This window comes from Aurantiacibacter gilvus (genome assembly GCF_038289935.1).
Classification (GTDB): Bacteria; Pseudomonadota; Alphaproteobacteria; order Sphingomonadales; family Sphingomonadaceae; genus Alteraurantiacibacter; species Alteraurantiacibacter gilvus.
Map to the genome: position 1 here is coordinate 367,733 of NZ_JBBYHV010000001.1, position 20,355 is coordinate 388,087.

The following is a 20,355-nucleotide window of genomic DNA, read 5'->3' on the forward strand; positions in this document are numbered from 1 at the left end:
ATGGTGGGCGCGGCAAGGATTGAACTTGCGACCCCACCCGTGTGAAGGGTGTGCTCTACCACTGAGCTACGCGCCCGCCGATTCACGGCAGGGGCGCGCCTTTACGGGTTTCAAAGCGACCTGACAAGCACCTCAATTGCCCACCAGGCGCGCCAACAACGGGAGCCAGCCGCCGGGCGGCGTCGATGTGCCCGGCGAGCCGCCGCTGGCAGGGACGGCGGCGCATTCCATGCAGCGGGCCTGAACGCCTTCTACCGCCATCAGGCGATCAAGGTCTTCGCTCACGCGCTGCAGGCGCGACAGCTCCCGGCGGGCAAAAATGCTGGCGACGTCGCGGCCTCCAGCCTCGGTGGCGTCATTGCCGCTGAACAGCAGCTGCGCCAGCAGGCTGTCGTAGCGGGGGGCATTGCTGCCGAGGAAACGAACGTCGTAGTCGCCTTCCTCCAGCTCGGCCCGGTTTGCGGCCCAGGTAATGGCAGCGTCGAGGTCGCCGAACTGGTCGACCAGGCCCAGCTGGCGGGCAGCGCCGCCGTCCCAGACGCGGCCCTGTCCCAGCTCGTCAGCCCGCTCGATGGTGATCCCGCGCGCTTCGGCGACCAGCGCCAGGAAACGGTTGTAGAAGCCGGTGGTGGAGGCCTGCAGCACGGCTTCGGCTTCGGGTGTGAAGCCTGCCAGGACGTCCGGCTGCCCCGACAGCGGCGTGGTGCGCACGCCATCGGTGGTGACGCCGTAATCGCTCAGGAGGCCTTCGAAGCTGGGCACCACCAGGAAGACACCGATCGAGCCGGTCAGCGTTTCCGGTTCGGCAAAGATGTGTTCGCCAGCCGTGGCCACCCAGTAGCCGCCGCTGGCGGCATAGTTGCCCATCGACACGACCACGGGCGTGCCGGCATCGCGGTGGCGCATAACGGCGCGGCGGATGGTCTCCGATCCGGTGACAGTGCCGCCGGGCGAATTTATGCGCACGACCAGTGCATCGAGATCGTCATCCAGCGCATCGTCGAGCAGCCCGGCAATGCGCGCGGCGCCGGCATCACCTGGGCCGGCCTCGCCGTCGCTGATATCACCAGAGACGGTGACAACCGCAATCCGGCCTTCGCCGCCGCTGTCGGCCTTCTGGTTCACGTCGGCGATCCACGGGTCGTAAGCGGTGGAGGCAAAGCTGCCCGGCTCGTTCGACCATTCGTCCTCGCCCACGGCCTCGGCCACGTGTTCGCCCCACTCGATGCGGGTCCCCGTGCGGTCCGCCAGCCCGGCGGCGACCGAGGCCTCGGCAATGTCGTAGTTGGCGGCTTCGAGCCAACCCGCCACATCGGTGGTCACCAGTTCGATATCGGCCTGCGGACGCACGGCGCGGACATTTGCGCGCCATTCCTGCCACAGGGTGGCGAGCAGCTGCGAGAGGTTCTCGCGGGCTTCAGGCGACATGCCAGCTGCGATATAGGGCTCCACCGCGCTCTTGTAGGTGCCCACGCGGTAAACGTTGGCGGTGATGTTGAAGCGCTCCAGCGCGTCAGCGTAATAGAGGCTTTCGCCGCCCGGACCGGTAATGGCGACCCCGCCCATCGGATCCACCCAGACCTCGTCTGCGTGTGCTGCCAGCAACAGGGAATCGTCGGTGTAGGCATAGGCGTAGGCGAAGATCGGCTTGTTGGCCGCGCTGAAGCGGTCGAGCGCGGCAGAAACCTCGGACATGTGCACCGCGCCGCCGCCAAGGAAACCCGTCAGGTCAAGCGCAAGGGCTTCGATCCGGTCGTCGGCCGCAGCGGCATCGATCGCGCGGACGAGATCGCGTGAAGCATATTCACGGGTGGGCAGGGTTTGCGAGATCAGCGCCTGCAACGGATCTATCGGCGACACTTCTTCCACGATGGAGCCGTTGATATCGAGCAACAGCGCTCCGTCGCGCACGAAGCCGGGATTGGGCCGCGAGCTGAGGATGGTGAACAGGCCGATGAAGAACAGCAGCAGGAACAACAGCGCCAGCGCGTCCTTGATACTGACCAGCAGGCGCCAGACCTTGCGTGCGAAACCCATGCGTACCCCTGTGAAATTACAGATGCGTCGCATCTATTTAGGCAGTCGCATGGGACAGCGCCAGCGCTAAGCCGTGCGCGCCTGTGCAGGGCATGCGCTGATGCCGTTCCGGACCCGTGGATTTCCCCGATCAATCGCGCGGCGAGATCGTTTCCAACTTGACAAGTTGGTTTAATCCAACAAGAGCGCGAGGCAATGACAAACCTCCTCGACGAGATCGCTGACTTCTGCGCGAAACACGGCCTGTCCGAGACGCGCTTTGGCGAGCTGGCCCTGAACGACAAGCCCTTCGTGTCGCAGCTGCGCGCCGGGCGTGACATGCGCAGCAGCACGATCGACAAGATCCGTACCTTCATGCGCGAATTCGACGGTCCGGCCGCACCCGCAGTGCCTGCTGCCAGCGACCGGTTTCCCGCAGGCGGCCGCGCCTTCCCGCACCGCGACCTGCTGGCCATATCGGCGCTCGAGCGGCACGAGATCCTCTACCTGCTGGCAGAGGCCGAGCACTATGTCGCCTTCAACCGGCAGGCGGCCAAGCATGCCGATACCCTGTCCGGCCTGACGATCATCAACGCCTTCTTCGAAAACTCCACGCGCACGCTGCTGAGCTTCGAGATCGCCGGCAAGCGGCTGGGGGCCGACGTGGTCAACATGTACGCCGCGCAGTCGAGCGTGAAGAAGGGCGAGACGCTGATCGACACGGCGGTGACGCTGAATGCCATGAAGGCCGATGCCATCGTCATCCGCCACGGCAGCAGCGGCGCGGTGGGGCTGATCGCCAGCAAGGTTGATTGTCCCGTGCTCAATGCCGGTGATGGCCAGCACGAACACCCGACGCAGGCGCTGCTCGATGCCCTGGCGCTGCGGCACAAGCTGCGCGAGCGCGGCGACGAGGCGGAGGATTTCACCGGCCTGACCGTGACGATCTGCGGCGATGTGCTGCACAGCCGCGTGGCCCGCTCCAACATCCTCTGCTTGCAGGCCCTGGGCGCAACGGTGCGCGTCTGCGCGCCGCCGTCGTTGATGCCTGCGGGAATCGAGCGGATGGGTGCACACGTGTTCCACGATTTCGACCCAGCGCTGGACGGCGCGGACGTGGTCATGATGCTGCGCCTGCAGAACGAGCGGATGGACGGGCAGTTCATCCCGAGCCCGCGCGAGTATCGCCACCTCTATGGCCTCACCATGGAACGGCTCGAACTGGCCAAGCCGGACGCCATTATCATGCATCCGGGGCCGATGAATCGCGGTGTAGAGATCGACAGCAACGTGGCAGACCTTGCCAACCGCGCCATCATCACCTCGCAGGTGGAGATGGGCGTCGCGATACGCATGGCCTGCCTTGACGTGCTGACGCGAAAGTCGCGCTCTGTCCCCGGCTGGGGTGCAGGAGAATGGGTATGAAGCAGGTGCGCCCTCTCTCCATCACCGGCGGCACACTGGTCACGCCCGAAGGCCTGCGCGAAGCGCCGCTGCGCTGCGCGGACGGCGTGATCGCCGAAGGCGCACCGCAAGACGGCGACAAGACGGTGAATGCTGCTGGCAAGCTGGTGGTTCCCGGCCTCGTCGACCTCGGCGTCTTCGCCATCGACAAGCCGGCCTTCCATTTCGGCGGGATCACCCGCGCCGCGCTGATGCCGGACCAGTCGCCGCCGCTCGACCATCCGGCGCGCGTGCGCTTCCTCGCCCAGAGCGGCAAGCCGGACCTGTGGGTCCACCCGCTGGCCGCCGCCACCAAGGACCTGGCGGGAGACCAGCTGGCCGAGATCGCCCTGATGCGCGATGCGGGTGCCAAGGCCATTGCCACGGGCCGCAAGTGGATCGGCGACAGCGGCGTCATGCTGCGGCTGCTGCAATATGCCGCCATGCTGGACATGGTGGTGGTCACCCATGCCGAGGACGCGGGGCTTGTCGGCAACACGGCTGCCACGGCGGGTGAGATGGCGACGCGGCTGGGCCTGCCCAGTGCTCCCGCCGAAGCCGAGGCGCTGGCTGTCGCGCGCGACATCGCGCTGGCCGAGATTAGTGGCGCGCGTCTCCACATCCGCCAGGTGACGACGCGCGCAGGGCTTGACCTCGTGCGCGCTGCCAAGGTGCGCGGTGTCGCGATCACGGCGGGCGTCACGCCTGCGCACTTCATGCTCTCCGACCTCGCGCTGGGCGACTATCGCACTTTCGCGCGCCTCTCTCCGCCATTGCGCGACGAGGCGGACCGGCAGGCTGTGGTCGAAGCCATCGGTGACGGCACCATCGACGTGATCGCCAGCGGCCACGACCCGCGGGGGCCGGAAGACAAGAACCTGCCCTTCGCCGATGCTGCACCGGGCATGGCGGGGGCCGAGACGCTGCTCGCCATGACATTGACCCTAGTGCGCGACTTCGTGATCGACATGCCGCGCGCCTTCGACCTGCTGGCCCGCAATCCCGCGCGCCTGCTGGGCATCGAGGCGGGTGAGCTGACGCCGGGCAAGGAAGCCGACATTGCCCTGCTCGATCCGCAAGCACCATGGGTGGTCGACAGCCGCGAAATGGCGGCTGCGGCGGGCAATACGCCCTTCGACCGCCAGCCCGTGGACGGCAAGGTCACGGCCCTGTGGAAGGGGGGCGTCTCCATTGAGCTTTGATTTTTCAGGCAAACGCGTGCTCGTGACGGGTGCCGCGTCGGGGATCGGCGCGGCCTGTGCCAAGGCGCTGGCCAAGGCAGGTGCGGATCATCTCGCCCTGGTCGATATCGACGGGGATGCTTTGGGCGCGCTCGACCTGCCCTGCGCGGTCACGATCCATACCGGCGACGTCGCCGATCCGGCACTGTGGGAACGCATCGAGGCTGACGGCGGCAAGCTTGATGGCGCGTTGCTCAACGCGGGAATCGCGGGCGAGACCGCGCTGATCGCGAAGATGGACTTTTCCAATTGGCGGCGCGTGCTGGGGGTCAACCTCGACGGGCTGTTCCTGTCGCTGCGCACCGCCATGCGGCTGGCGAATGACGGGGCCTCAATGGTGCTGACAGCCTCCGTGGCGGGCCTGAAGGCGGAGCCGGGCACCTCTGCCTATGGCGCGAGCAAGGCTGCAGCGATCCACCTTGCCAAGGGCGCTGCCAAGGAAGGCGCCGCGCGCCGCATTCGCGTCAACGCAATCGCCCCGGGCGGGGTGGACACGTCGATCTGGGACAAGCTGCCGATGTTCGCCGATCTCGTCGAAAAGCACCAAGGCGACCGCGCGGGCGCACTCGAGGAGATGGCGGGTTACGGCACCCCCATGGGCCGCTTCGAGAGCGCGGAAGAGATCGCTGGCCAGGTGCTGTTCCTGCTGTCCGATGCCTCGGGCACCATGACTGGCACCACGCTGGTCAGCGACGGTGGATACTCGCTCTAGGCCGACAAAAAGGCCCCTCGCCGCGCCAGAGCGGGGAGGGGCCGATTGTCTCCGGAGGAGAGATGAGCCGGTCTAGCGGCGCGCGAACATCGTGCCCCCGCGATCGACTGCACCCGGCAGCGGGCTGTTGGCAGCCCACGAGATGCAACCTTCGCCGACAGTGGAACTGTTCACGCTCGAGCACATCGAACGGCTCGAAGCGCGGTCGAAACCGCTGGCCGATACGCGCCAGTAACGGCGACCGCGGACCACGGCTTCGGTGATGACCATTTCGTGGTCGGCCAGTTCCGGATGGCGGCTGAGGTAGATGCCCCAGGCGCGGCGAGCGCCCTGTTCGCTGGAGAAGCTGCCGAGCTGCACGAGGTGCGAGCCGTCGAGTGCCGCACCGCTGGCGGCAGCCGATGCTGCGGAGCCGGCGGCGGCCACTTCACGACGAGCGACCGGACGCGGCGAGGGCGCGCGGGCCGGTGCCGACTGCACGGCCGGTTCGCTGGCGACACCGGCTTGCGACTGGCCCGCAGGCGCCACGGAGGCAAAGGCTTCGTCGAAGCCGGTCGGCGCATCGTTTTCCGGCTGGGAATAGGTATCGAGGCCGATCTGCGGCTCGTTGACGGCAGGCAGTTCACCGAAGGCCGGTGCCGTTTCCGGCATGTCGGCAGCAGCGAATTCCTGATCCGCGGCGGCATAGCCGTCGGCTTCGGCAGCGAGTTGCTCCATGCCCGGGTGATTGGCGAGGGCCAGCTGCATCGGCTGGCCAGCGTCAGGCACACCGGCAGGCACGTTCAGCAGGCCGGCGACGCGGTGCTGGTACGCTTCGGCATGGGTAAGCTGGGCCCACTCCTGCATGCGCGCACCAACCTGGTCGGCCGGGACATCCTGTTCCACCATCAGGCGGGCTTCGCGCCAGCGACCGGCAACTGCATAGGCGTAGGCGAGGTTCTGGCGGGTCTTGACCGTATCGTCACCCTGGCGGATGGCGTTGGTGAGGACGTGGATGCCGCGTTCTGGCTGGCCGGCCAGGGCATAGGCCAGGCCAAGGTCACCGGCGGCGATCTCGCCTTCCCAGTCGTTGAGCACACCCGAAGCTTCGGAAAAGCGGCCTTCGCCGGTCAGGGCGAGGGCATAGCTGAGCGCGGCGCGCGGGCTATTTTCGCCCAGTGCAATGGCGTCGGCAAAAGTGGTGGAAGCAGAAGCAAAGCGGCCTTCGTTAAGATAGGCGTTGCCCAGCATCATGCGGTAGCTGGCGTTGCGCGGTTCGGCGAGCACGGCTGCTTCGGCGTGCTGGACGGCTTCGCTGGTGTGGCCTTGGACCATCGCCTGCTGCGCTTCGGATGCCGAAACTTCCGCGCGCGGGGCACCTGCGCCGGCACAGCCGGTGAGCAGGACAGCCGCCATGGCCGTGGTCACGCCGAGGCTGATCATCGGGTTGCGTTTGATCTTTGCAGTCATGGCTAGGGTCCCCTTCAGGCCTTGCTTTTCTTGCCCGCGACATGCGCGGCGATGGAATCGAGTTCGGAAATCTCGGCCAGGTACTGGTCGAGGGCAGCAGTCACCAGTTCCTGCGCGGAACATTCCTGTATGGTGCTGGCGAGGCGCAGCTTGAGGTGGCGTTCAGCATCGAGGCGCAGCGTGAAAGCAGCGCGTCGGCCCTGGTCCACGGCCTTGCGGCGCGCCTGCTTCTGCTGTTCCATCCGTTTCCGGGCATTGGAGACGGGCAAGCGCACGACCTGGTCGTCGTGGCCCATGTCGTCCCAGCCCAGCGCAGTCTGGCTGGCAGCGAGTTCGTCGAAATCGTCGCCCAGTGTGGCGACGCGATCATTCTGCGTCAGCTGCGTCCGCATGGCAGGCTTGGCCGTGCCCTTGCGTGCCAGCAGCATCGGTCCGAGCGAGGCAAAGGCGTTGCTTTCGGTCATCGAGCTGGCCATCACTGGGCAACCCTGCGACCGAAGCCACCGCCCTGCGCGCCGTTAGCGGCAGCGGGAGCGGCGAACACGGTGCGACGGAAGTTCTTTTCGAGACGATCGGCAATATAGTGCCACAGTGCGACGACTTCCTGTGCGCTGCGACCTTCCGGCTCGATTTCCATCACGGTGCGGCCGTCGATCATCGAAGCGGCAAAGTCCGTGCGGTGGTGGACGGTAATCGGGGCCACGGTGCCGTGCTGCGACAGTGCAACCGCGGCTTCCGAGGTGATCTTGGCCTTGGGCGTGGCTGCGTTGACCACGAAGATCAGCGGCTTGCCAGCACGTTCACACAAGTCGACCGTGGCACCCACGGCGCGCAGGTCGTGCGGGCTGGGGCGCGTTGGGACGACCATCAGCTCGGCAACCGAGATCACGCTCTGGATCGCCATGGTAATGGCGGGCGGCGTGTCGATCACGGCGAGCTTGAAGCCCTGCTGGCGCAGGATCGCAAGGTCATTCGCGAGACGCGCGACCGTGGTCTGGGCAAAGGCAGGGAATTCCGCCTCACGCTCGTTCCACCAGTCGGCGAGCGACCCTTGCGGGTCAATATCGATAAGCACGACCGGACCAGCGCCTGCGCGCTGCGCCTGGACGGCGAGGTGCCCGGACAAGGTGGTCTTGCCGGAGCCACCCTTCTGCGATGCCAATGCCAATACGCGCAAGGCGAATCCCCCTAGAAAAAACTGACCCGACCAAGTCAAATCACGGGCCTTCGCCTCAGGGCTTCGCAGGATACCCTTTATTTTGAGTTAATTTAGGGAGTTGCCGCGCGCACAAAAATTGGCGCTGTTGGCGGCCGCAGGCTGGATGCAGCCACTATGAGGGGTCTTGTCCAGGGTTATTTCGCACCCGGATAAACGCTTTGCTAATTGGCTGTTTACTATGGCAGGCTCATTCCACTGTTCGAGCAGATGAGACCCACCATGACTGTACGCCCGCTAGTCGCAATCTCGGGAACATGCCTTGTCATTGCTGCCGCCATGCTGGCTGCACCAGCAGTTGCGGATGTGCGCGATGGCGTGGAGGCCTGGGAAAGAGGCGACTATGCCGCGGCCGTAGCCGAATGGGAGGGACCGGCGGCGGCGGGCGATCCCGATGCCTTGTTCAATCTGGCCCAGGCGTTCCGGCTGGGGCGCGGCGTGCCCCAAGACATGGCGCGGGCCGCGGAATTGTACCAGGCGGCTGCCGGGGCAGGCCACGTGCAGGCCGCAGATACCTATGGCCTGATGCTGTTCCAGGACGGCCGCCGTGAAGAGGCGCTCCCCTATGTCCGGGCCGCGTCCACGCGCGGCGATCCGCGCGCGCAGTATCTGCTGGGCATTGCCCACTTCAATGGTGACCTGGTCGAACGCGACTGGCAACGCGCCTATGCCCTGCTGACGCTGGCGAATGGCGCAGGCTTGCCGCAAGCGGGTCCGGCGATCGCCCAGATGGACGAGATCATGCCGCTCGAGCAGCGCCAGAACGGTGCTGCATTGGCGCGGCAGCTGGAAACCGAGGCCGAACAGGCGCGCTCGGTGCAGCTTGCCGCGGCGGACCTGTCCAGCCCTGCTGCGGTGCCTGCATCGCAGGCAATGCCGCCGCCCGCCGCCACCCCGCCTATGCCGCGCCCGATTCCCAGTGTCTCCGTGTCGCCATCCGTCGCTGCCGCGCGCGATGCCGTGGCCCAGGCGCGGCAGGCCACCGGAACGGAAGATCCGGCTCGGGCGGGAGCCAGCTTCGCGAACATGTCCGCGCCGCAGCAGCCCGCCGTGCAGCCGCCCGTACAGGTCGCCGCTGCGCCTGCGCCGCGACCCGCACCGCGTCCGGCTGCAACTCCGGTGCCGACGCCAGCACCTGCACCGGCGCCGCGTCCGGCGGCTGCCACGCCTGTTGCCGCACCGGCAGCCACCGGTCCGTGGCGTGTGCAGCTCGGGGCCTTCGGCGTTGCGGGCAATGCCGAGCGGCTGTGGCAGCGGCTCTCGGGCCGTCCGGAGATCGCAGGTCGCCAGCGGCTGCTGGTGCCGACGGGGCGGGTCACACGATTGCTCGCGGCCGGCTATGCCAGCCGGGCCGATGCGCAGGCTGCCTGTGCCAGCCTGCAACGTGCCGGTCAGGAATGCCTTGTGACCCGCAATTGAGCGGGTAAGGTCGCGCTACCAGAGCAAGGGCGCAACCATTCCCTACGCAGCATCACACGACGACGACCCGGCTCTACCTACTGCGCCGGTGACCGCCAGCGAGCGGATCGAGGCGCTGGATTTCATCCGCGGTTTTGCGATCCTGGGCATTCTGCTGGCGAACATCGTCGCCTTTTCCAACAACGGCCTGGCCTATTTCTGGCCGCCGGCCTTGCCTGGCGGTGCCAGCGAGAGCGACAGCTGGATCTGGCTGGCGCAGCTGGTGCTGGTGGACGGCAAGATGCGCGGGCTGTTCGCGCTGTTGTTCGGTGCCGGGCTCGTCCTGTTCACGGAGCGGAAGCAGGGCCAGACAGATGGTGCCCGGTTGCAGGCGCGGCGGCTGTTCTGGCTCGCGATGTTCGGGATGGCACACTACGCGCTGCTGTTCGGCGGCGATATTCTCTTCATGTATGCCGCTGCCGGGTTTGTTGCCCTGATGGGTGTGCACGGCACGGCGCGCGGCACGCTGCTTGCGGGGATTGTCTGGCTGGTCGCTGCGGGCGCGCTGAGTGCGAGCGAACTCGCGAACCTGGCCTTGATCGAATACAATACGGTGGGTGAGGCAGCACATCCTGCCCGCGCAGTGATCGAGGAATTCTGGCGCGGCCGGATCGCGGAAAACATGATCGAAGCAGAAGTCTATGCCGATGGCAGCTACGCCCAGGTCGTCGGGTTGCGCGTGAGCGAAGGGGGCGACGAGCTGCTTCGCCAGCTGACCCTGATTTTCTACGAGACCATTCCGCAGTTGCTGATCGGGATCGGGCTGTTCAAGGCTGGCCTGTTCACCGATGCTGACCTGCGCGCACGCTGGCGGCCAGTCGCATGGCTCGGGATCGTTATCGGCTTGGCTCTTTTGCTTGCGGCGGGCCTCTTCGTCAGCCAGCGGGGCTTTCCGCCCTACCAAACGCAGTTCGTCTTTTTCGGGGTGGCGACGCTGGCAAACCTGCCGATCCTGCTGGGGGCGGTACTGCTGCTGACGGATTTTGCGGCGAAAGCAAACGACAGCTGGCTGGGCGAGCGCTTGCGGCAGGCGGGCCGGATGGCCTTTTCCAACTATATCGGCATGTCGCTGGTGATGATGCTGATCTTCCAGGGCTGGGCTGGCGGCATGTACGGCGAATATCACCGCGCATACTTGTTGCTGTTCGTCCTGCTCGGCTGGGCTCTGATGCTGACCTTCTCGCGCGTTTGGCTGGCGAAGTTCCGCTACGGTCCGCTCGAATGGCTGTGGCGCTGCCTCACCTACTGGCGGTTGTTCCCGCTCAAGCGGTGATGCGGTCTTGCGATTAATTCGCAAGAGACTTGCTAATGCAATCCATTCGCAGTAATGATTCGGGCAGGAGATAGAGACTCACCGCCCATGTATACCTGCGTCTGCAATGCTATCCGGGAATGCGAACTGCGAAAGGCTGCGCGGCAGCATCGCGGCAGCGCGGAAAGTGTCTATGCCAAGCTGGGCAAGCGCCCCAACTGCGGGCACTGCCTCGAAGAAGCCGAAGAACTGATTGCCGAAGAGCGGGAAGCCATGCTCACCGCGCTCGAAGCGGCCTGACCCCCCTTTCCTGATTCGCATTCGCAATAGCGCGGTTTTCCGAGCTTTTTTGGCGTTCCCAAGGCCGGATTCGCTTGCCAATGCCCGGCGCGCGTGACCATGTTCGCACCATACGCAGACAGCAGGAGACAGGCCATGAAGGGCGACGCCAAGGTAATCGAATTTCTCAACAAGGCGCTCACCAACGAGCTGACCGCGATCAACCAGTACTGGCTGCACTACCGCGTGCTGGACGACTGGGGCGTGCACAAGCTGGCCGAATACGAGCGTCACGAATCGATCGACGAGATGAAGCATGCAGACCTGCTGGCCGAACGCGTACTGTTCCTGGGCGGGCTGCCGAACTTCCAGGCCATACACAAGCTGAAGGTGGGTGAGACGGTCGAAGAGATCCTCAAAGCCGATCTCGCCATGGAGGAAGAGGCCATCCCGCTGTTGCGCGATGCCATCGAACACTGCGAAAATGCGCGCGACTATGTCAGCCGCGACCTGTTTGCCTCGATCCTATCGAGTGAAGAAGAGCACGTCGATTTCCTTGAGACCCAGTTCGACATGATCGAACGCATGGGCCTGGAAAACTACGTCCAGCTTCAAAGCAAGCCGGCCGAAGAAGGCTAGGGCAGCCTAGCCCACATACCAGAATGGAGCGTGAGTGCGCCCACGCTTCTCCAGTCGCGCCAACAGGCGATCGCCGTCGCGGATTTCCGCTGGCGCTTCGCCCATGTTGATTTCGGCGACTACCAATGCGGTGACCATGTCGGGGGCTTCGAGGCTTTGCGGTACCTGCGATCCGGCATTGGTGAAGTTCACTTGCAGACGGGACATCGGCTTTCTCCTGCCACGGCGCCTTCGCGCCATGCAGGCCTGACCTTGGTCAGGTTTCGTGAACGTCTGATGTCAGCCGGGACTTGGTTGACGTGAGATGTGGCTGAACTGCGGCCAGCCGCCTCAACGCGGGCCGCTGTACTTTCCGCCGCCGCCCTGGTTGTCGTCGTAGGGGTTCTTCGGCGACTTCAGCGTCAGCCGTACCGGCACGGCTCCGAAGCCCAGCTGCTTGCGGATCCCGTTGAGCAGGTAACGTTCATAGCTGGTTGGCAAGTCGAACAGGCGCGTACCGAAGATCACGAAGCGCGGCGGGCGCGTGCCGACCTGGGTGATGTAGCGCAGCTTGATCCGCCGACCACCCGGCGCGGGCGGCGGGTTGGCGGACAGCGCATCGTCGAACCAGCGGTTGAGTGCCGCGGTGGGCACGCGGCGGCTCCAGTCCTCGCGCAGCTTGAAGGCAGCGGCCAGCATGGTGTCGAGACCCTTGCCGGTAATGGCGGAGACCGCGAACAACGGCACGCCGCGCAATTGCGACAGGCCTTCTTCCAGTGCGGCACGGATACCGTTGAACAGTGAGGACGGGTCTTCGGCCACGTCCCACTTGTTGATGGCGATCATCAGCGCGCGGCCTTCATCCAGCACCCGACTGGCGATTTTCAGATCTTGCACTTCCAGCCCGCGCGTCGCGTCGAGCAGCAGCACGACCACCTCGGCGTAGTCTACCGCGCGCAGGCCATCGGAGACCGACAGCTTCTCCAGCTTGTCGACCACCTTGGCGCGCTTGCGCATTCCGGCAGTGTCGATCAGCCTGATGACACGGTCCTCGCCGCTGGCGGGATCGGTCCACTCCCAGTCGACCGAGATCGAATCGCGCGTGATGCCCGCTTCGGGCCCGGTCAGCAGCCGGTCTTCACCCAGCAGCCGGTTGATCAGCGTCGACTTGCCCGCATTGGGCCGTCCGACGATAGCCAGACTGAGCGGTGCGGTGGGGTCGATCTCTACCAGTTCTTCGCCCGCTTCGGCCGCCTCGGCTGCGCGCTTTGCAGCTTCGTCTGCGGCGACGGCAGCCTCGTAATCGGCCTCGATCTCCAGTTGCTCGGCGCGTTCGTCGAGCAGCGGGATCAGTGCGGAATAGAGGTCGGCCACGCCTTCGCCGTGTTCCGCACTGACCGGCACCGGTTCGCCAAGGCCCAGCGAATAGCATTCCAGAATACCCGCTTCACCGGCATTGCCCTCGGCCTTGTTCGCCACCAGCACCACCGGCACTTCCTGCTCGCGCAGCCATTGGCCGATTTCCTCGTCAAGCGGGGTCAGACCGGTGCGGCTGTCGATCACGAACAGTGCGGCGTCGGCTCCCTTGAGCGAAACCTGCGTCTGTGCGCGCATCCGCCCGGGCAGCGAGGCATCGTCCTCGTTTTCCCATCCGGCGGTATCGACCGCTTCGAATTCCAGTCCCAACAAGCCAGCCTTGCCCATGCGCCGGTCGCGGGTGACGCCCGGCTGGTCGTCGACCAGCGCCAGCCGCTTGCCAACCAGACGGTTGAACAGCGTCGACTTGCCGACATTGGGCCGCCCGATGATGACGACCTGGGGGAGCTTGCGCGGGTTCATCGGGCGCAGGTGGCGTCTATGCGATCGAAAGGCAAGCGATAGGTCACATCGGAGCGCGAGAACGGAACCTTGGTCATACCCGCATGTTGCAAGAAGAGGGGAAGGGGGATGAGCAAAGCAAAGGAGCAATTCCATGCCTGCAAAGTCCAAGGCGCAACAGAAGGCTGCCGGGGCGGCCTTGTCCGCCAAGCGCGGCGAAACCGACAAGAGCGAACTGCAAGACGCTTCGAAGTCGATGTACGAATCGATGAGCGAGGAAGAGCTGGAGGAGATGGCCAGCACCGAGCGCGAAGGCAAGCCGGACCACGTCGACTAGCTCTTGGCAATGGAGCTTAACGCGCCCGTCGCCGCCGCATCCATCGATCTCGGCCTGGCAATCAGGTTGGGAGCCGCTGCCGTGCTCGGCCTGCTGCTGGGGCTGGACCGCGAGTATCGCGGCCATGCGGCGGGCATGCGCACGCACGGGCTTGTCTGCCTTGCCGCTGCGGTGATGACGGTGTCAGCAATCGCCCTTTTCAACGGCATGGAACCGGCGCGCGGCGATCCCTTGCGGCTGTACGAAGCAGCCGGAGCCTTCGTCGGAATCATCGGGGCGGGCCTGATCGTCTTCAGCAAGGGACGGGTCCATAACCTCACTACGGCTGCCAACCTGTGGCTGACAGCTGTGATCGGCATCGCCTGCGGTGCCGCTCAATGGCCGCTGGTGGCGCTCGCGACCGGCGTCGCGCTGTTCATGCTGACGATCCTGCGCTTCGTTGAGCGCAAGGAGCATGATCGCAGGCTGGAGAGTAAGAAAGAAAGTCCCGAAGCCTGAACGGCACCGCTCATGCACAGCCCCCGACATAGCCGAGCCCGGCCATCGAGAGCATGGCAGGGGCGGCGAGAAGGGACATCCTTGTCATGATCGTCGCAACATGCGCGGAACGACGATCGTTCGCGGCCTACCAGCTGCCGACGTTTTCCATGCTGGCCCAGGGTTCCTGCGGCTCCAGCGCGCCGCCTTTCTGCAGCAGTTCCACGCTGATGCCGTCGGGAGACCGAACGAAAGCCATGTGCCCATCGCGCGGCGGACGGTTGATGGTGACACCGCCGTCCATCAGCCGTTGGCAGGTCTCGTAGATATCATCCACGGCATAGGCGACGTGGCCGAAGTTGCGTCCGCCGGTGTATTCCTCCGGCGCGCTGCCGTCTTCGGGCGGCCAGTTGTAGGTCAGTTCCAGCTCGGCCACGTCCTTCTGGCCGGGAGCGGCGAGGAACACGAGGGTGAAGCGGCCCGGCGGGACGTCCTTGCGGCGTACCTCCTCCAGTCCAAGCAGCTTGAAGAAATCGAGCGTGGCATCGAGGTCGGTCACGCGGATCATGGTGTGGAGGTACTGGATCATCGAGCGAAAACTCCGTTCGTCGCTATTCAAACACGGTTCATCGCGGGAAAGTTAGGTGACATCATCACACGAACCGACCCGGAGAGCAGCCATGACCGACTATACAGAAGACACCGCCCCGCAAGCCACCGCTTTCTGGAAGCGACCCCTGGTGCTCGCCTCGGCGATCATTGCCGTAGGCCTGGGCGTCGGCGGGTTCATGACCGGTGACGGCCTGGTACGCGCCAAGATGGCGGATCGTACCGTTACCGTGCGCGGTCTGGCAGAGCGCGATGTCGTCGCTGACCTTGCCACCTGGACGCTGTCCTATTCGGCCACCGCCGGGAACCTGGCGGCGGCGCAGGCCAGCATCGATCGTGACACCGGGCAGATCCGCGAGTTCTTCGCGGACCAGGGCTTTCCGGAGGACGCGCTGCAGCCGGTTTCGATCAACGCCAGCAGCTATACGCCGGATGACGGCGTGACCCGCTTCACGGTCAACCAGCGCATGAGCCTGCGCACCGACGACGTCGAAATGGCACAGGAAGCCGTGCGGCGCGAGTACGAGCTCGTCCGGCGGGGTGTCTTGCTGCAGAGTTCGAACATGAGCTTCACCTTCACCGGCCTCAACGAGATCAAGCCGGAGATGGTGGCCGAAGCCACCCGTGATGCGCGTGCAGCAGCAGAACAGTTTGCCGAGGATTCGGGCGCCGGCGTGGGTTCGATCCGCCGCGCCACACAAGGCTATTTCTCGATCACCGCCCGCGACGGCGACGAGGAGGGCTGGGGTGCTGCCGACTCGCCCTTCAAGAAGGTGCGCGTGGTGACCACGATCGATTTCATGCTCGACTGATTCCGCCCCCTGACGTGCACATACGAAAGGGCCCGCACCGTTGCCGGTACGGGCCCTCCCGTTCCTCGCTTTACGCGATGATTAGAAGCTTGCCGACAGCGTGGCGACCACGGCGTCGTCGGTGAAGACCCCGCCCGGATCGACAATGCCGTCGCCTTCGACGCCGACGTAGGCAATGCCCAGTGCGAGCGGCGTGCCCGGAACGGCAACCTCAGCACCCAGCGACCAGTCGAGGGCTTCGCCATCGGTGGTGAAGGTCAGGAAGCCGTCGGTGTAGCCGATGTGACCCGAAATGCTGACGGGCGTGTCGGGGATGCCGACGCCTGCATCGAGATACAGGTACAGGTTGTCGGTGCTGCCCAGCGAATCCTGGTCAGGTGCGTAGGCGATACCAGCCGTCAGATCGGCCGGGCCCAGGCCCACGCCAACCGAACCGTAGAATTCGACATAGTCGAAGTCACCGGCACCGGCGTTCGGATAGATGTACATGATCACACCGACATCGGTGGACACGTTGCCGAACTCGCCGGCCCAACCGCCGTAGATGTCGAGTTCAGTGTGGCCGTAGCCAACGGTGGTTTCGTCGATCGACGAAGCCCAGGTGCCGACATAGAAACCGGCCGGAAGGCCGACGTCGACACCACCCTGGATAGCGATATCGCCACCCGAAAGGTCAACACCGCGGAAGCGGTACTCGCTCACGAGTGCGACGTTGGCCGAAACCGAAACGCCAATATCGTCGTCCTGCGCCATGGCAGGAGCTGCAAAGGCAGCCGAGAGAGCAAAAACAGAAGCAGCCGTAAGGCTGCGGACGGACGTAAGCATGGGCAATTTCCTCAATTGCTATGGTGAAATATGCTTCGTCCCACCTGCGCTTATCACGTGCCCGGCATCGTTTGTGTGCCTGATCTCCGTGATTGCGCAATTATCATGCATAGCCATTGTGCGGCGCACAAGAGAAATTGCTCGATGTCACGCCGCAACTGCAAAAGTGTGTGGTTTTGGCATCACATTCATTGGCCTGTCAGGATATTGCGGCCATATCTCACCTTCCTACGTCAACCAATTGCGTCCGCGAGCGTTGATACTATGTGGACCCCACTGATTGACCATGTTGAATTTCTTTCGCTCTCGCAAACGCGCTTCTGAGCGCCATCAGATCGCTGCGGCGATCCCGGATGGCGAGCGCGTCTATGCGGTGGGCGACATCCATGGACGCAGCGACCTGTTCATCGCGCTGATCGAGGCGATCGAGCATGACAACCGCGATCGCGGACCGGCGCAAACGACCGTGATCCTGCTGGGTGACCTCGTCGATCGCGGGCCCGACAGTGTCAACGTGATCGCCCTGGCGCGCGAATGGCAGAAGTTTCGCAAGGTCCGCATCCTGGCCGGCAACCACGAGGAAATGTTCCTCAAGAGCATGACCAACATCGAGACGCTGCGGCATTTCCTGCGTCATGGCGGGCGCGAGACGCTGCTGTCATATGGCGTCGACAAGCGGCAGTATTCCAAGGCCCCCATCGAAGACGTGCAGCAGTTGATGATCGACAAGGTGCCGCGTGCCGACATCGATTTCATCTCCCGCTTCGAGGACATGATCGCCATTGGAGACTACCTGTTCGTCCATGCGGGGATCGAGCCCGGCGTGCCGCTGGCGGACCAGCAGCCGGCCAGGCTGCGCTGGATTCGCGAACCTTTCCTCAGTCACACGGAACCATACGGCATGGTGGTGATCCACGGCCACACGATCACCGACACGCCGACAGATCAGGGCAACCGCATCGGCATCGATACCGGTGCCTATGCCTCGGGCCAACTGACCGCCCTGGTACTCGAGGGTGAAGCTCGCCGCTATATTACCGCCGTCGACGACGGCGAAGGCAATATCACCATCGCCTCCGAGCAGACGGGTCACTGAGATTCTATAGGACAATAAAAGTTGCCGGGGAGCCTGTAAGCCGGGTTCTGTCCCGCAACCGGTATCGTCCCTCGTTTCCTTGGGCGACCAGCGCTGCGGGGGCAGCCATTCATCTAGGCGACGGATTGCTCCGCCGCTCCAGCGACCAACCCGGGTCTCTCGGAGCGAAACGCTCCTGCCGTTGTCCCGAAGGACGCTGGCGCGAGACCCCTATGCGGTCTTGCTCCGGGTGGGGTTTGCCATGCGGGCGCTGTTGCCAGAACCCCGGTGCGCTCTTGCCGCACCCTTTCACCCTTGCCTGTGCCCTTTAGGGGCCATCGGCGGTATACTCTCTGTGGCACTTTCCCTCGGCTTCGGCCGTGAGGCTTCCACCGGGCGGGCGTTACCCGCCACCCTTGTTTCGCGGAGCCCGGACTTTCCTCGGTGTCTTGCGACAACGCGGCTGCCCGGCTCCCCGGCGAGAGCGATATAGGGTGGATGGCCCGCTTTCGCAAAGCCATCCCGCAATGTCCCTATTCGGCGGCCTCGCCACCGATGTTGTCGAGCGATTCGTCCGGTGACAGCAGGTAGCGCCATACGGCTGCACCAATTGCCGCGCCCACCAGCGGGGCGAGCCAGAACAGCCACAGCTGCGATACGGCAGCAGTGTCGGCATAGAAGGCCACACCGGTCGACCGGGCCGGATTGACCGAGGTGTTGGTCACCGGGATCGAGATCAGGTGGATCAGCGTCAGCGCCAAGCCGATGGAAATCGGGGCAAAGCCGCCGGGCACCTTCTTCGAGGTCGATCCCAGGATCACCACCAGGAAGCCTGCTGTCAGCACGATCTCGATCAGCAGGGCGGCCTGCATCGAATAGCCGCCGGGCGACAGGTCGCCATAGCCGTTGGAGGCGAAGCTGCCTGGGCTCCAGCCGTCCATGCCCGAGGCGATCAGGAACAGCATGCCCGCAGCGCAGAAGGCGCCGAGCAGTTGCGCGACCCAGTAGAGCGGCAGTTCGCTCCACGAAAACCGTCCGCCGACCGCGAGGCCGAGCGATACCGCCGGATTGAAATGGCCACCCGAAATCCCGCCCACGGCATAGGCCATGGTCAGTACCGTCAGGCCGAAAGCCAGCGCAACGCCGGCAAAGCCGATCCCCAGCTCGGGAAAGGCCGCTGCCAGCACGGCCGAACCGCAACCGCCAAACACCAGCCAGAATGTGCCGAAGAACTCGGCCGACATCTTCTGCACCATTGCTTGTACTCCCCTCCTCCACGTCAATAATGACGGCGGAAATCTACTCTTCCGAAGGGATTTAGGCGAATCGCGCTGTGAATAACCTTCAGCGTGCAGCGCCGCGGTCGCGGTCGAGCAAGAGCTGGAACAGGATCGCGCGAACTTCGCCGTCGATCTCGCCGTTGATCAGCTCGGGTCGCCAGCGGCGCTGGAAGGCCTCCACGGCCTTGATCCCGTCCGTGATGTCGTAGCCGAACCGTTCCAGCGCGAGGTAGAAGGCGGCATCGTTGTCGAACGGATCGCCGCGTTCCAGCTTGGTGGGGCGGGGCAGGCAGAGGCCATATTCGGCCAGCCGCGCCCATGGGAACAGTTCGCCCGGATCGATCTTGCGTGCGGGCGCGATGTCCGAATGGCCTACCACGTTGGCACGGGGAATGTTGTAGGTCTTCACGATCCGCGCCAGCAGCGGCAGCAGGGCTTCGAACTGGGCCTCGGCGAATTCGCGGTAGCCCAGCGCGTGGCCGGGGTGGTCCAGCTCGATCCCGATGGAGGCGGAGTTCACGTCCTTGTGCCCGCGCCAGTAGCTGACGCCTGCGTGCCAGGCCCGCTTGTCTTCGGGGACGAGGCGGATCACTTCGCCTTCCTCGGTGATACAGTAGTGGGCGGAAACCTGCGCTTCCGGATCGCACATCCGCGCGATCGCGGTCTCGACCGGCTTCATTTCGGTATAGTGGAGCACGACCATCGAGATCGGCAGCTGCCGTTCGTTGAAGTTGGGTGACAACTCCTCCCGGTGGACCAGCTCATCCATACCGGTCAGCCGATCAGGCCCTCGGCATCAGGCAGGACCGCACCGAGGATCAGCGCACCCTCACCGTGGTGGTACTGCACTGCGCCGCCGTCACGCTCTGCCAGCAGGCGGATCATGTGCGCGGGTGCCGTGCGACCGGACAGTTCATCCGCTGACAGGCTGCCGTCGAGCGCCTTGCCGACATTGGCATCGAAAGCGACGCGTGGACCGGATGCGCGAACGGCGATCTCGGTGTTGCCGTCGGCCCGTTCCGCGCCCACCGCCAGTGTGCCGCCGCGCACGAGCGAATCGAGACCCATGGCGGCAAGGTTGAGCAAGACCTTCACCGCCGACTTTGACAGGCTGGTAGGGCCGACAGCCCATTCGAGCGTCAGTCGCTCGTCGGCGTCGGTCAGCGAGGTGAGCAATTCGCGCGGTTCGTCCACCGGCACCTGTTCGCCGAAGCCGCCCGCCGCACCATAGGCGAGGCGGAAGAATTTGAGCTTGTTGGCGGAGATGAGGGCTGACTGCTCCAGCAGCTCGAGGCACCGCTGGCGCATTGCCGGATCCTTCTCGTCCGCCAGCAATTCCAGCCCGTTGTTCAGTGCGCCGACGGGGCTGAGCATATCGTGACAAAGGCGTGAACAAAGCAGGGCGGCAAGATCGAGTTCGGAAGTCATTCAGCTATCG

22 protein-coding genes, 1 tRNA gene and 1 other RNA gene are annotated in these 20,355 nt (G+C 64.9%); 11 read left to right on the forward strand and 13 right to left on the reverse strand.

Going from position 1 to position 20,355, the window contains the following annotated elements; genetic code table 11:
* Window position 1: 1 nt before the first annotated feature.
* Window positions 2-76, reverse strand: a tRNA-Val gene (locus AAEO60_RS01750).
* 56 nt (window positions 77-132) lie between these two features.
* Window positions 133-2,037: a signal peptide peptidase SppA gene (gene sppA / locus AAEO60_RS01755; protein WP_341671926.1), complete on the reverse strand. Its 1,905-nt coding sequence runs from the start codon at window positions 2,035-2,037 to the stop codon at window positions 133-135.
* Window positions 2,038-2,391: 354 nt separating this feature from the next.
* On the opposite strand from sppA, the gene AAEO60_RS01760 reads away from it, so the two are divergent.
* From AAEO60_RS01760 to AAEO60_RS01770, 3 genes are read left to right on the forward strand one after another with little or no spacing between them, the layout of a single operon-like run.
* Window positions 2,392-3,441 carry an aspartate carbamoyltransferase catalytic subunit gene (locus tag AAEO60_RS01760; protein ID WP_341673528.1) on the forward strand — a complete coding sequence of 350 codons (1,050 nt, stop codon included), beginning with the start codon at window positions 2,392-2,394 and terminating at the stop codon, window positions 3,439-3,441.
* Window positions 3,438-4,661 carry a dihydroorotase gene (locus AAEO60_RS01765; RefSeq protein ID WP_341671927.1) on the forward strand — a complete coding sequence of 408 codons (1,224 nt, stop codon included), beginning with the start codon at window positions 3,438-3,440 and terminating at the stop codon, window positions 4,659-4,661. The genes AAEO60_RS01760 and AAEO60_RS01765 overlap by 4 nt, the downstream gene beginning before the upstream one ends.
* Window positions 4,651-5,412, forward strand: coding sequence for an SDR family NAD(P)-dependent oxidoreductase (locus tag AAEO60_RS01770; RefSeq protein ID WP_341671929.1), 762 nt, complete (start codon window positions 4,651-4,653; stop codon window positions 5,410-5,412). Before AAEO60_RS01765 ends, AAEO60_RS01770 begins: the two co-directional genes overlap by 11 nt.
* Before the next feature lie 72 nt (window positions 5,413-5,484).
* Here the strand turns inward: AAEO60_RS01770 and AAEO60_RS01775 are convergent, their stop codons facing one another.
* From AAEO60_RS01775 to AAEO60_RS01785, 3 genes are read right to left on the reverse strand one after another with little or no spacing between them, the layout of a single operon-like run.
* Window positions 5,485-6,861 (reverse strand): SPOR domain-containing protein, encoded by a 1,377-nt coding sequence (locus AAEO60_RS01775; protein WP_341671930.1) that lies wholly within the window; start codon window positions 6,859-6,861, stop codon window positions 5,485-5,487.
* Between the two features lie 14 nt (window positions 6,862-6,875).
* Window positions 6,876-7,325 carry a hypothetical protein gene (locus AAEO60_RS01780; protein WP_341671931.1) on the reverse strand — a complete coding sequence of 150 codons (450 nt, stop codon included), beginning with the start codon at window positions 7,323-7,325 and terminating at the stop codon, window positions 6,876-6,878.
* Window positions 7,326-7,336: 11 nt separating this feature from the next.
* On the reverse strand, window positions 7,337-8,038 hold the full coding sequence (locus AAEO60_RS01785; protein WP_341671932.1) for an AAA family ATPase: 702 nt from the start codon (window positions 8,036-8,038) through the stop codon (window positions 7,337-7,339).
* 261 nt (window positions 8,039-8,299) lie between these two features.
* On the opposite strand from AAEO60_RS01785, the gene AAEO60_RS01790 reads away from it, so the two are divergent.
* The 4 genes from AAEO60_RS01790 (at window position 8,300) to bfr (ending at window position 11,705) form a co-directional block, all read left to right on the forward strand.
* A complete protein-coding gene (locus tag AAEO60_RS01790; protein ID WP_341671933.1) occupies window positions 8,300-9,496 on the forward strand; it encodes an SPOR domain-containing protein in 1,197 nt (398 codons plus the stop codon).
* Between the two features lie 88 nt (window positions 9,497-9,584).
* A complete protein-coding gene (locus AAEO60_RS01795) occupies window positions 9,585-10,808 on the forward strand; it encodes a DUF418 domain-containing protein (RefSeq protein ID WP_341671934.1) in 1,224 nt (407 codons plus the stop codon).
* A 54-nt stretch (window positions 10,809-10,862) separates the two neighbouring features.
* Entirely contained in the window at window positions 10,863-11,087 is a 225-nt protein-coding gene (locus AAEO60_RS01800; protein WP_423970061.1) for a (2Fe-2S)-binding protein, read from the forward strand.
* A gap of 135 nt (window positions 11,088-11,222) precedes the next feature.
* Complete coding sequence (bfr, locus tag AAEO60_RS01805) at window positions 11,223-11,705, forward strand: bacterioferritin (protein WP_341671935.1); 483 nt, start codon at window positions 11,223-11,225, stop codon at window positions 11,703-11,705.
* A 6-nt stretch (window positions 11,706-11,711) separates the two neighbouring features.
* Here the strand turns inward: bfr and AAEO60_RS01810 are convergent, their stop codons facing one another.
* Both AAEO60_RS01810 and der read right to left on the reverse strand, forming a co-directional pair.
* Window positions 11,712-11,912: a hypothetical protein gene (locus AAEO60_RS01810; protein WP_341671936.1), complete on the reverse strand. Its 201-nt coding sequence runs from the start codon at window positions 11,910-11,912 to the stop codon at window positions 11,712-11,714.
* A gap of 123 nt (window positions 11,913-12,035) precedes the next feature.
* Window positions 12,036-13,523 (reverse strand): ribosome biogenesis GTPase Der, encoded by a 1,488-nt coding sequence (gene der, locus AAEO60_RS01815; RefSeq protein ID WP_341671937.1) that lies wholly within the window; start codon window positions 13,521-13,523, stop codon window positions 12,036-12,038.
* A gap of 133 nt (window positions 13,524-13,656) precedes the next feature.
* On the opposite strand from der, the gene AAEO60_RS01820 reads away from it, so the two are divergent.
* A complete protein-coding gene (locus tag AAEO60_RS01820; protein WP_341671939.1) occupies window positions 13,657-13,839 on the forward strand; it encodes a DUF3008 family protein in 183 nt (60 codons plus the stop codon).
* A gap of 9 nt (window positions 13,840-13,848) precedes the next feature.
* On the forward strand, window positions 13,849-14,337 hold the full coding sequence (locus AAEO60_RS01825) for an MgtC/SapB family protein (RefSeq protein ID WP_341671940.1): 489 nt from the start codon (window positions 13,849-13,851) through the stop codon (window positions 14,335-14,337).
* Window positions 14,338-14,464: 127 nt separating this feature from the next.
* On the opposite strand, the gene AAEO60_RS01830 is transcribed toward AAEO60_RS01825, so the two are convergent.
* Window positions 14,465-14,905: a VOC family protein gene (locus AAEO60_RS01830; RefSeq protein WP_341671941.1), complete on the reverse strand. Its 441-nt coding sequence runs from the start codon at window positions 14,903-14,905 to the stop codon at window positions 14,465-14,467.
* Window positions 14,906-14,996: 91 nt separating this feature from the next.
* Between AAEO60_RS01830 and AAEO60_RS01835 the strand changes: the two genes are divergently transcribed.
* On the forward strand, window positions 14,997-15,737 hold the full coding sequence (locus AAEO60_RS01835; protein ID WP_341671942.1) for an SIMPL domain-containing protein: 741 nt from the start codon (window positions 14,997-14,999) through the stop codon (window positions 15,735-15,737).
* Window positions 15,738-15,818: 81 nt separating this feature from the next.
* Here the strand turns inward: AAEO60_RS01835 and AAEO60_RS01840 are convergent, their stop codons facing one another.
* Complete coding sequence (locus tag AAEO60_RS01840) at window positions 15,819-16,562, reverse strand: TorF family putative porin (RefSeq protein ID WP_341671943.1); 744 nt, start codon at window positions 16,560-16,562, stop codon at window positions 15,819-15,821.
* A 286-nt stretch (window positions 16,563-16,848) separates the two neighbouring features.
* Between AAEO60_RS01840 and AAEO60_RS01845 the strand changes: the two genes are divergently transcribed.
* Entirely contained in the window at window positions 16,849-17,658 is an 810-nt protein-coding gene (locus tag AAEO60_RS01845; RefSeq protein ID WP_341671944.1) for a metallophosphoesterase family protein, read from the forward strand.
* Window positions 17,659-17,678: 20 nt separating this feature from the next.
* Here the strand turns inward: AAEO60_RS01845 and rnpB are convergent.
* The 4 genes from rnpB to AAEO60_RS01865 all read right to left on the reverse strand — a co-directional run bounded on the left by rnpB (window position 17,679) and on the right by AAEO60_RS01865 (window position 20,291).
* An RNA gene (gene rnpB, locus AAEO60_RS01850) (RNase P RNA component class A) lies at window positions 17,679-18,116 on the reverse strand.
* Between the two features lie 54 nt (window positions 18,117-18,170).
* The gene (gene aqpZ / locus AAEO60_RS01855; protein WP_341671945.1) at window positions 18,171-18,893 is read right to left on the reverse strand and encodes an aquaporin Z; all 723 of its coding nucleotides are present in this window, start codon (window positions 18,891-18,893) and stop codon (window positions 18,171-18,173) included.
* Between the two features lie 88 nt (window positions 18,894-18,981).
* A complete protein-coding gene (locus tag AAEO60_RS01860; RefSeq protein ID WP_341671946.1) occupies window positions 18,982-19,686 on the reverse strand; it encodes an N-acetylmuramoyl-L-alanine amidase in 705 nt (234 codons plus the stop codon).
* Between the two features lie 5 nt (window positions 19,687-19,691).
* On the reverse strand, window positions 19,692-20,291 hold the full coding sequence (locus AAEO60_RS01865) for a histidine phosphotransferase family protein (protein WP_423970063.1): 600 nt from the start codon (window positions 20,289-20,291) through the stop codon (window positions 19,692-19,694).
* Between the last annotated feature and the right edge of the window lie 64 nt (window positions 20,292-20,355).

Excerpts from the sequence above, each read along its gene's own strand:
- AAEO60_RS01760 (WP_341673528.1), top strand. The coding sequence starts at position 2,392 with ATGCGCGAATTCGACGGTCCGGCCGCACCCGCAGTGCCTGCTGCCAGC.
- AAEO60_RS01780 (WP_341671931.1), bottom strand. The coding sequence starts at position 7,325 with ATGACCGAAAGCAACGCCTTTGCCTCGCTCGGACCGATGCTGCTGGCA.
- bfr (WP_341671935.1), top strand. The coding sequence starts at position 11,223 with ATGAAGGGCGACGCCAAGGTAATCGAATTTCTCAACAAGGCGCTCACC.
- AAEO60_RS01810 (WP_341671936.1), bottom strand. The coding sequence starts at position 11,912 with ATGTCCCGTCTGCAAGTGAACTTCACCAATGCCGGATCGCAGGTACCG.
- AAEO60_RS01860 (WP_341671946.1), bottom strand. The coding sequence starts at position 19,686 with ATGGATGAGCTGGTCCACCGGGAGGAGTTGTCACCCAACTTCAACGAA.
- sppA (WP_341671926.1), bottom strand. The coding sequence starts at position 2,037 with ATGGGTTTCGCACGCAAGGTCTGGCGCCTGCTGGTCAGTATCAAGGAC.
- AAEO60_RS01830 (WP_341671941.1), bottom strand. The coding sequence starts at position 14,905 with ATGATCCAGTACCTCCACACCATGATCCGCGTGACCGACCTCGATGCC.
- AAEO60_RS01835 (WP_341671942.1), top strand. The coding sequence starts at position 14,997 with ATGACCGACTATACAGAAGACACCGCCCCGCAAGCCACCGCTTTCTGG.
- AAEO60_RS01775 (WP_341671930.1), bottom strand. The coding sequence starts at position 6,861 with ATGACTGCAAAGATCAAACGCAACCCGATGATCAGCCTCGGCGTGACC.
- AAEO60_RS01840 (WP_341671943.1), bottom strand. The coding sequence starts at position 16,562 with ATGCTTACGTCCGTCCGCAGCCTTACGGCTGCTTCTGTTTTTGCTCTC.
- AAEO60_RS01765 (WP_341671927.1), top strand. The coding sequence starts at position 3,438 with ATGAAGCAGGTGCGCCCTCTCTCCATCACCGGCGGCACACTGGTCACG.
- AAEO60_RS01825 (WP_341671940.1), top strand. The coding sequence starts at position 13,849 with ATGGAGCTTAACGCGCCCGTCGCCGCCGCATCCATCGATCTCGGCCTG.
- AAEO60_RS01845 (WP_341671944.1), top strand. The coding sequence starts at position 16,849 with ATGTTGAATTTCTTTCGCTCTCGCAAACGCGCTTCTGAGCGCCATCAG.
- aqpZ (WP_341671945.1), bottom strand. The coding sequence starts at position 18,893 with ATGGTGCAGAAGATGTCGGCCGAGTTCTTCGGCACATTCTGGCTGGTG.
- AAEO60_RS01790 (WP_341671933.1), top strand. The coding sequence starts at position 8,300 with ATGACTGTACGCCCGCTAGTCGCAATCTCGGGAACATGCCTTGTCATT.
- der (WP_341671937.1), bottom strand. The coding sequence starts at position 13,523 with ATGAACCCGCGCAAGCTCCCCCAGGTCGTCATCATCGGGCGGCCCAAT.
- AAEO60_RS01820 (WP_341671939.1), top strand. The coding sequence starts at position 13,657 with ATGCCTGCAAAGTCCAAGGCGCAACAGAAGGCTGCCGGGGCGGCCTTG.
- AAEO60_RS01865 (WP_423970063.1), bottom strand. The coding sequence starts at position 20,291 with ATGCTCAGCCCCGTCGGCGCACTGAACAACGGGCTGGAATTGCTGGCG.
- AAEO60_RS01800 (WP_423970061.1), top strand. The coding sequence starts at position 10,863 with ATGATTCGGGCAGGAGATAGAGACTCACCGCCCATGTATACCTGCGTC.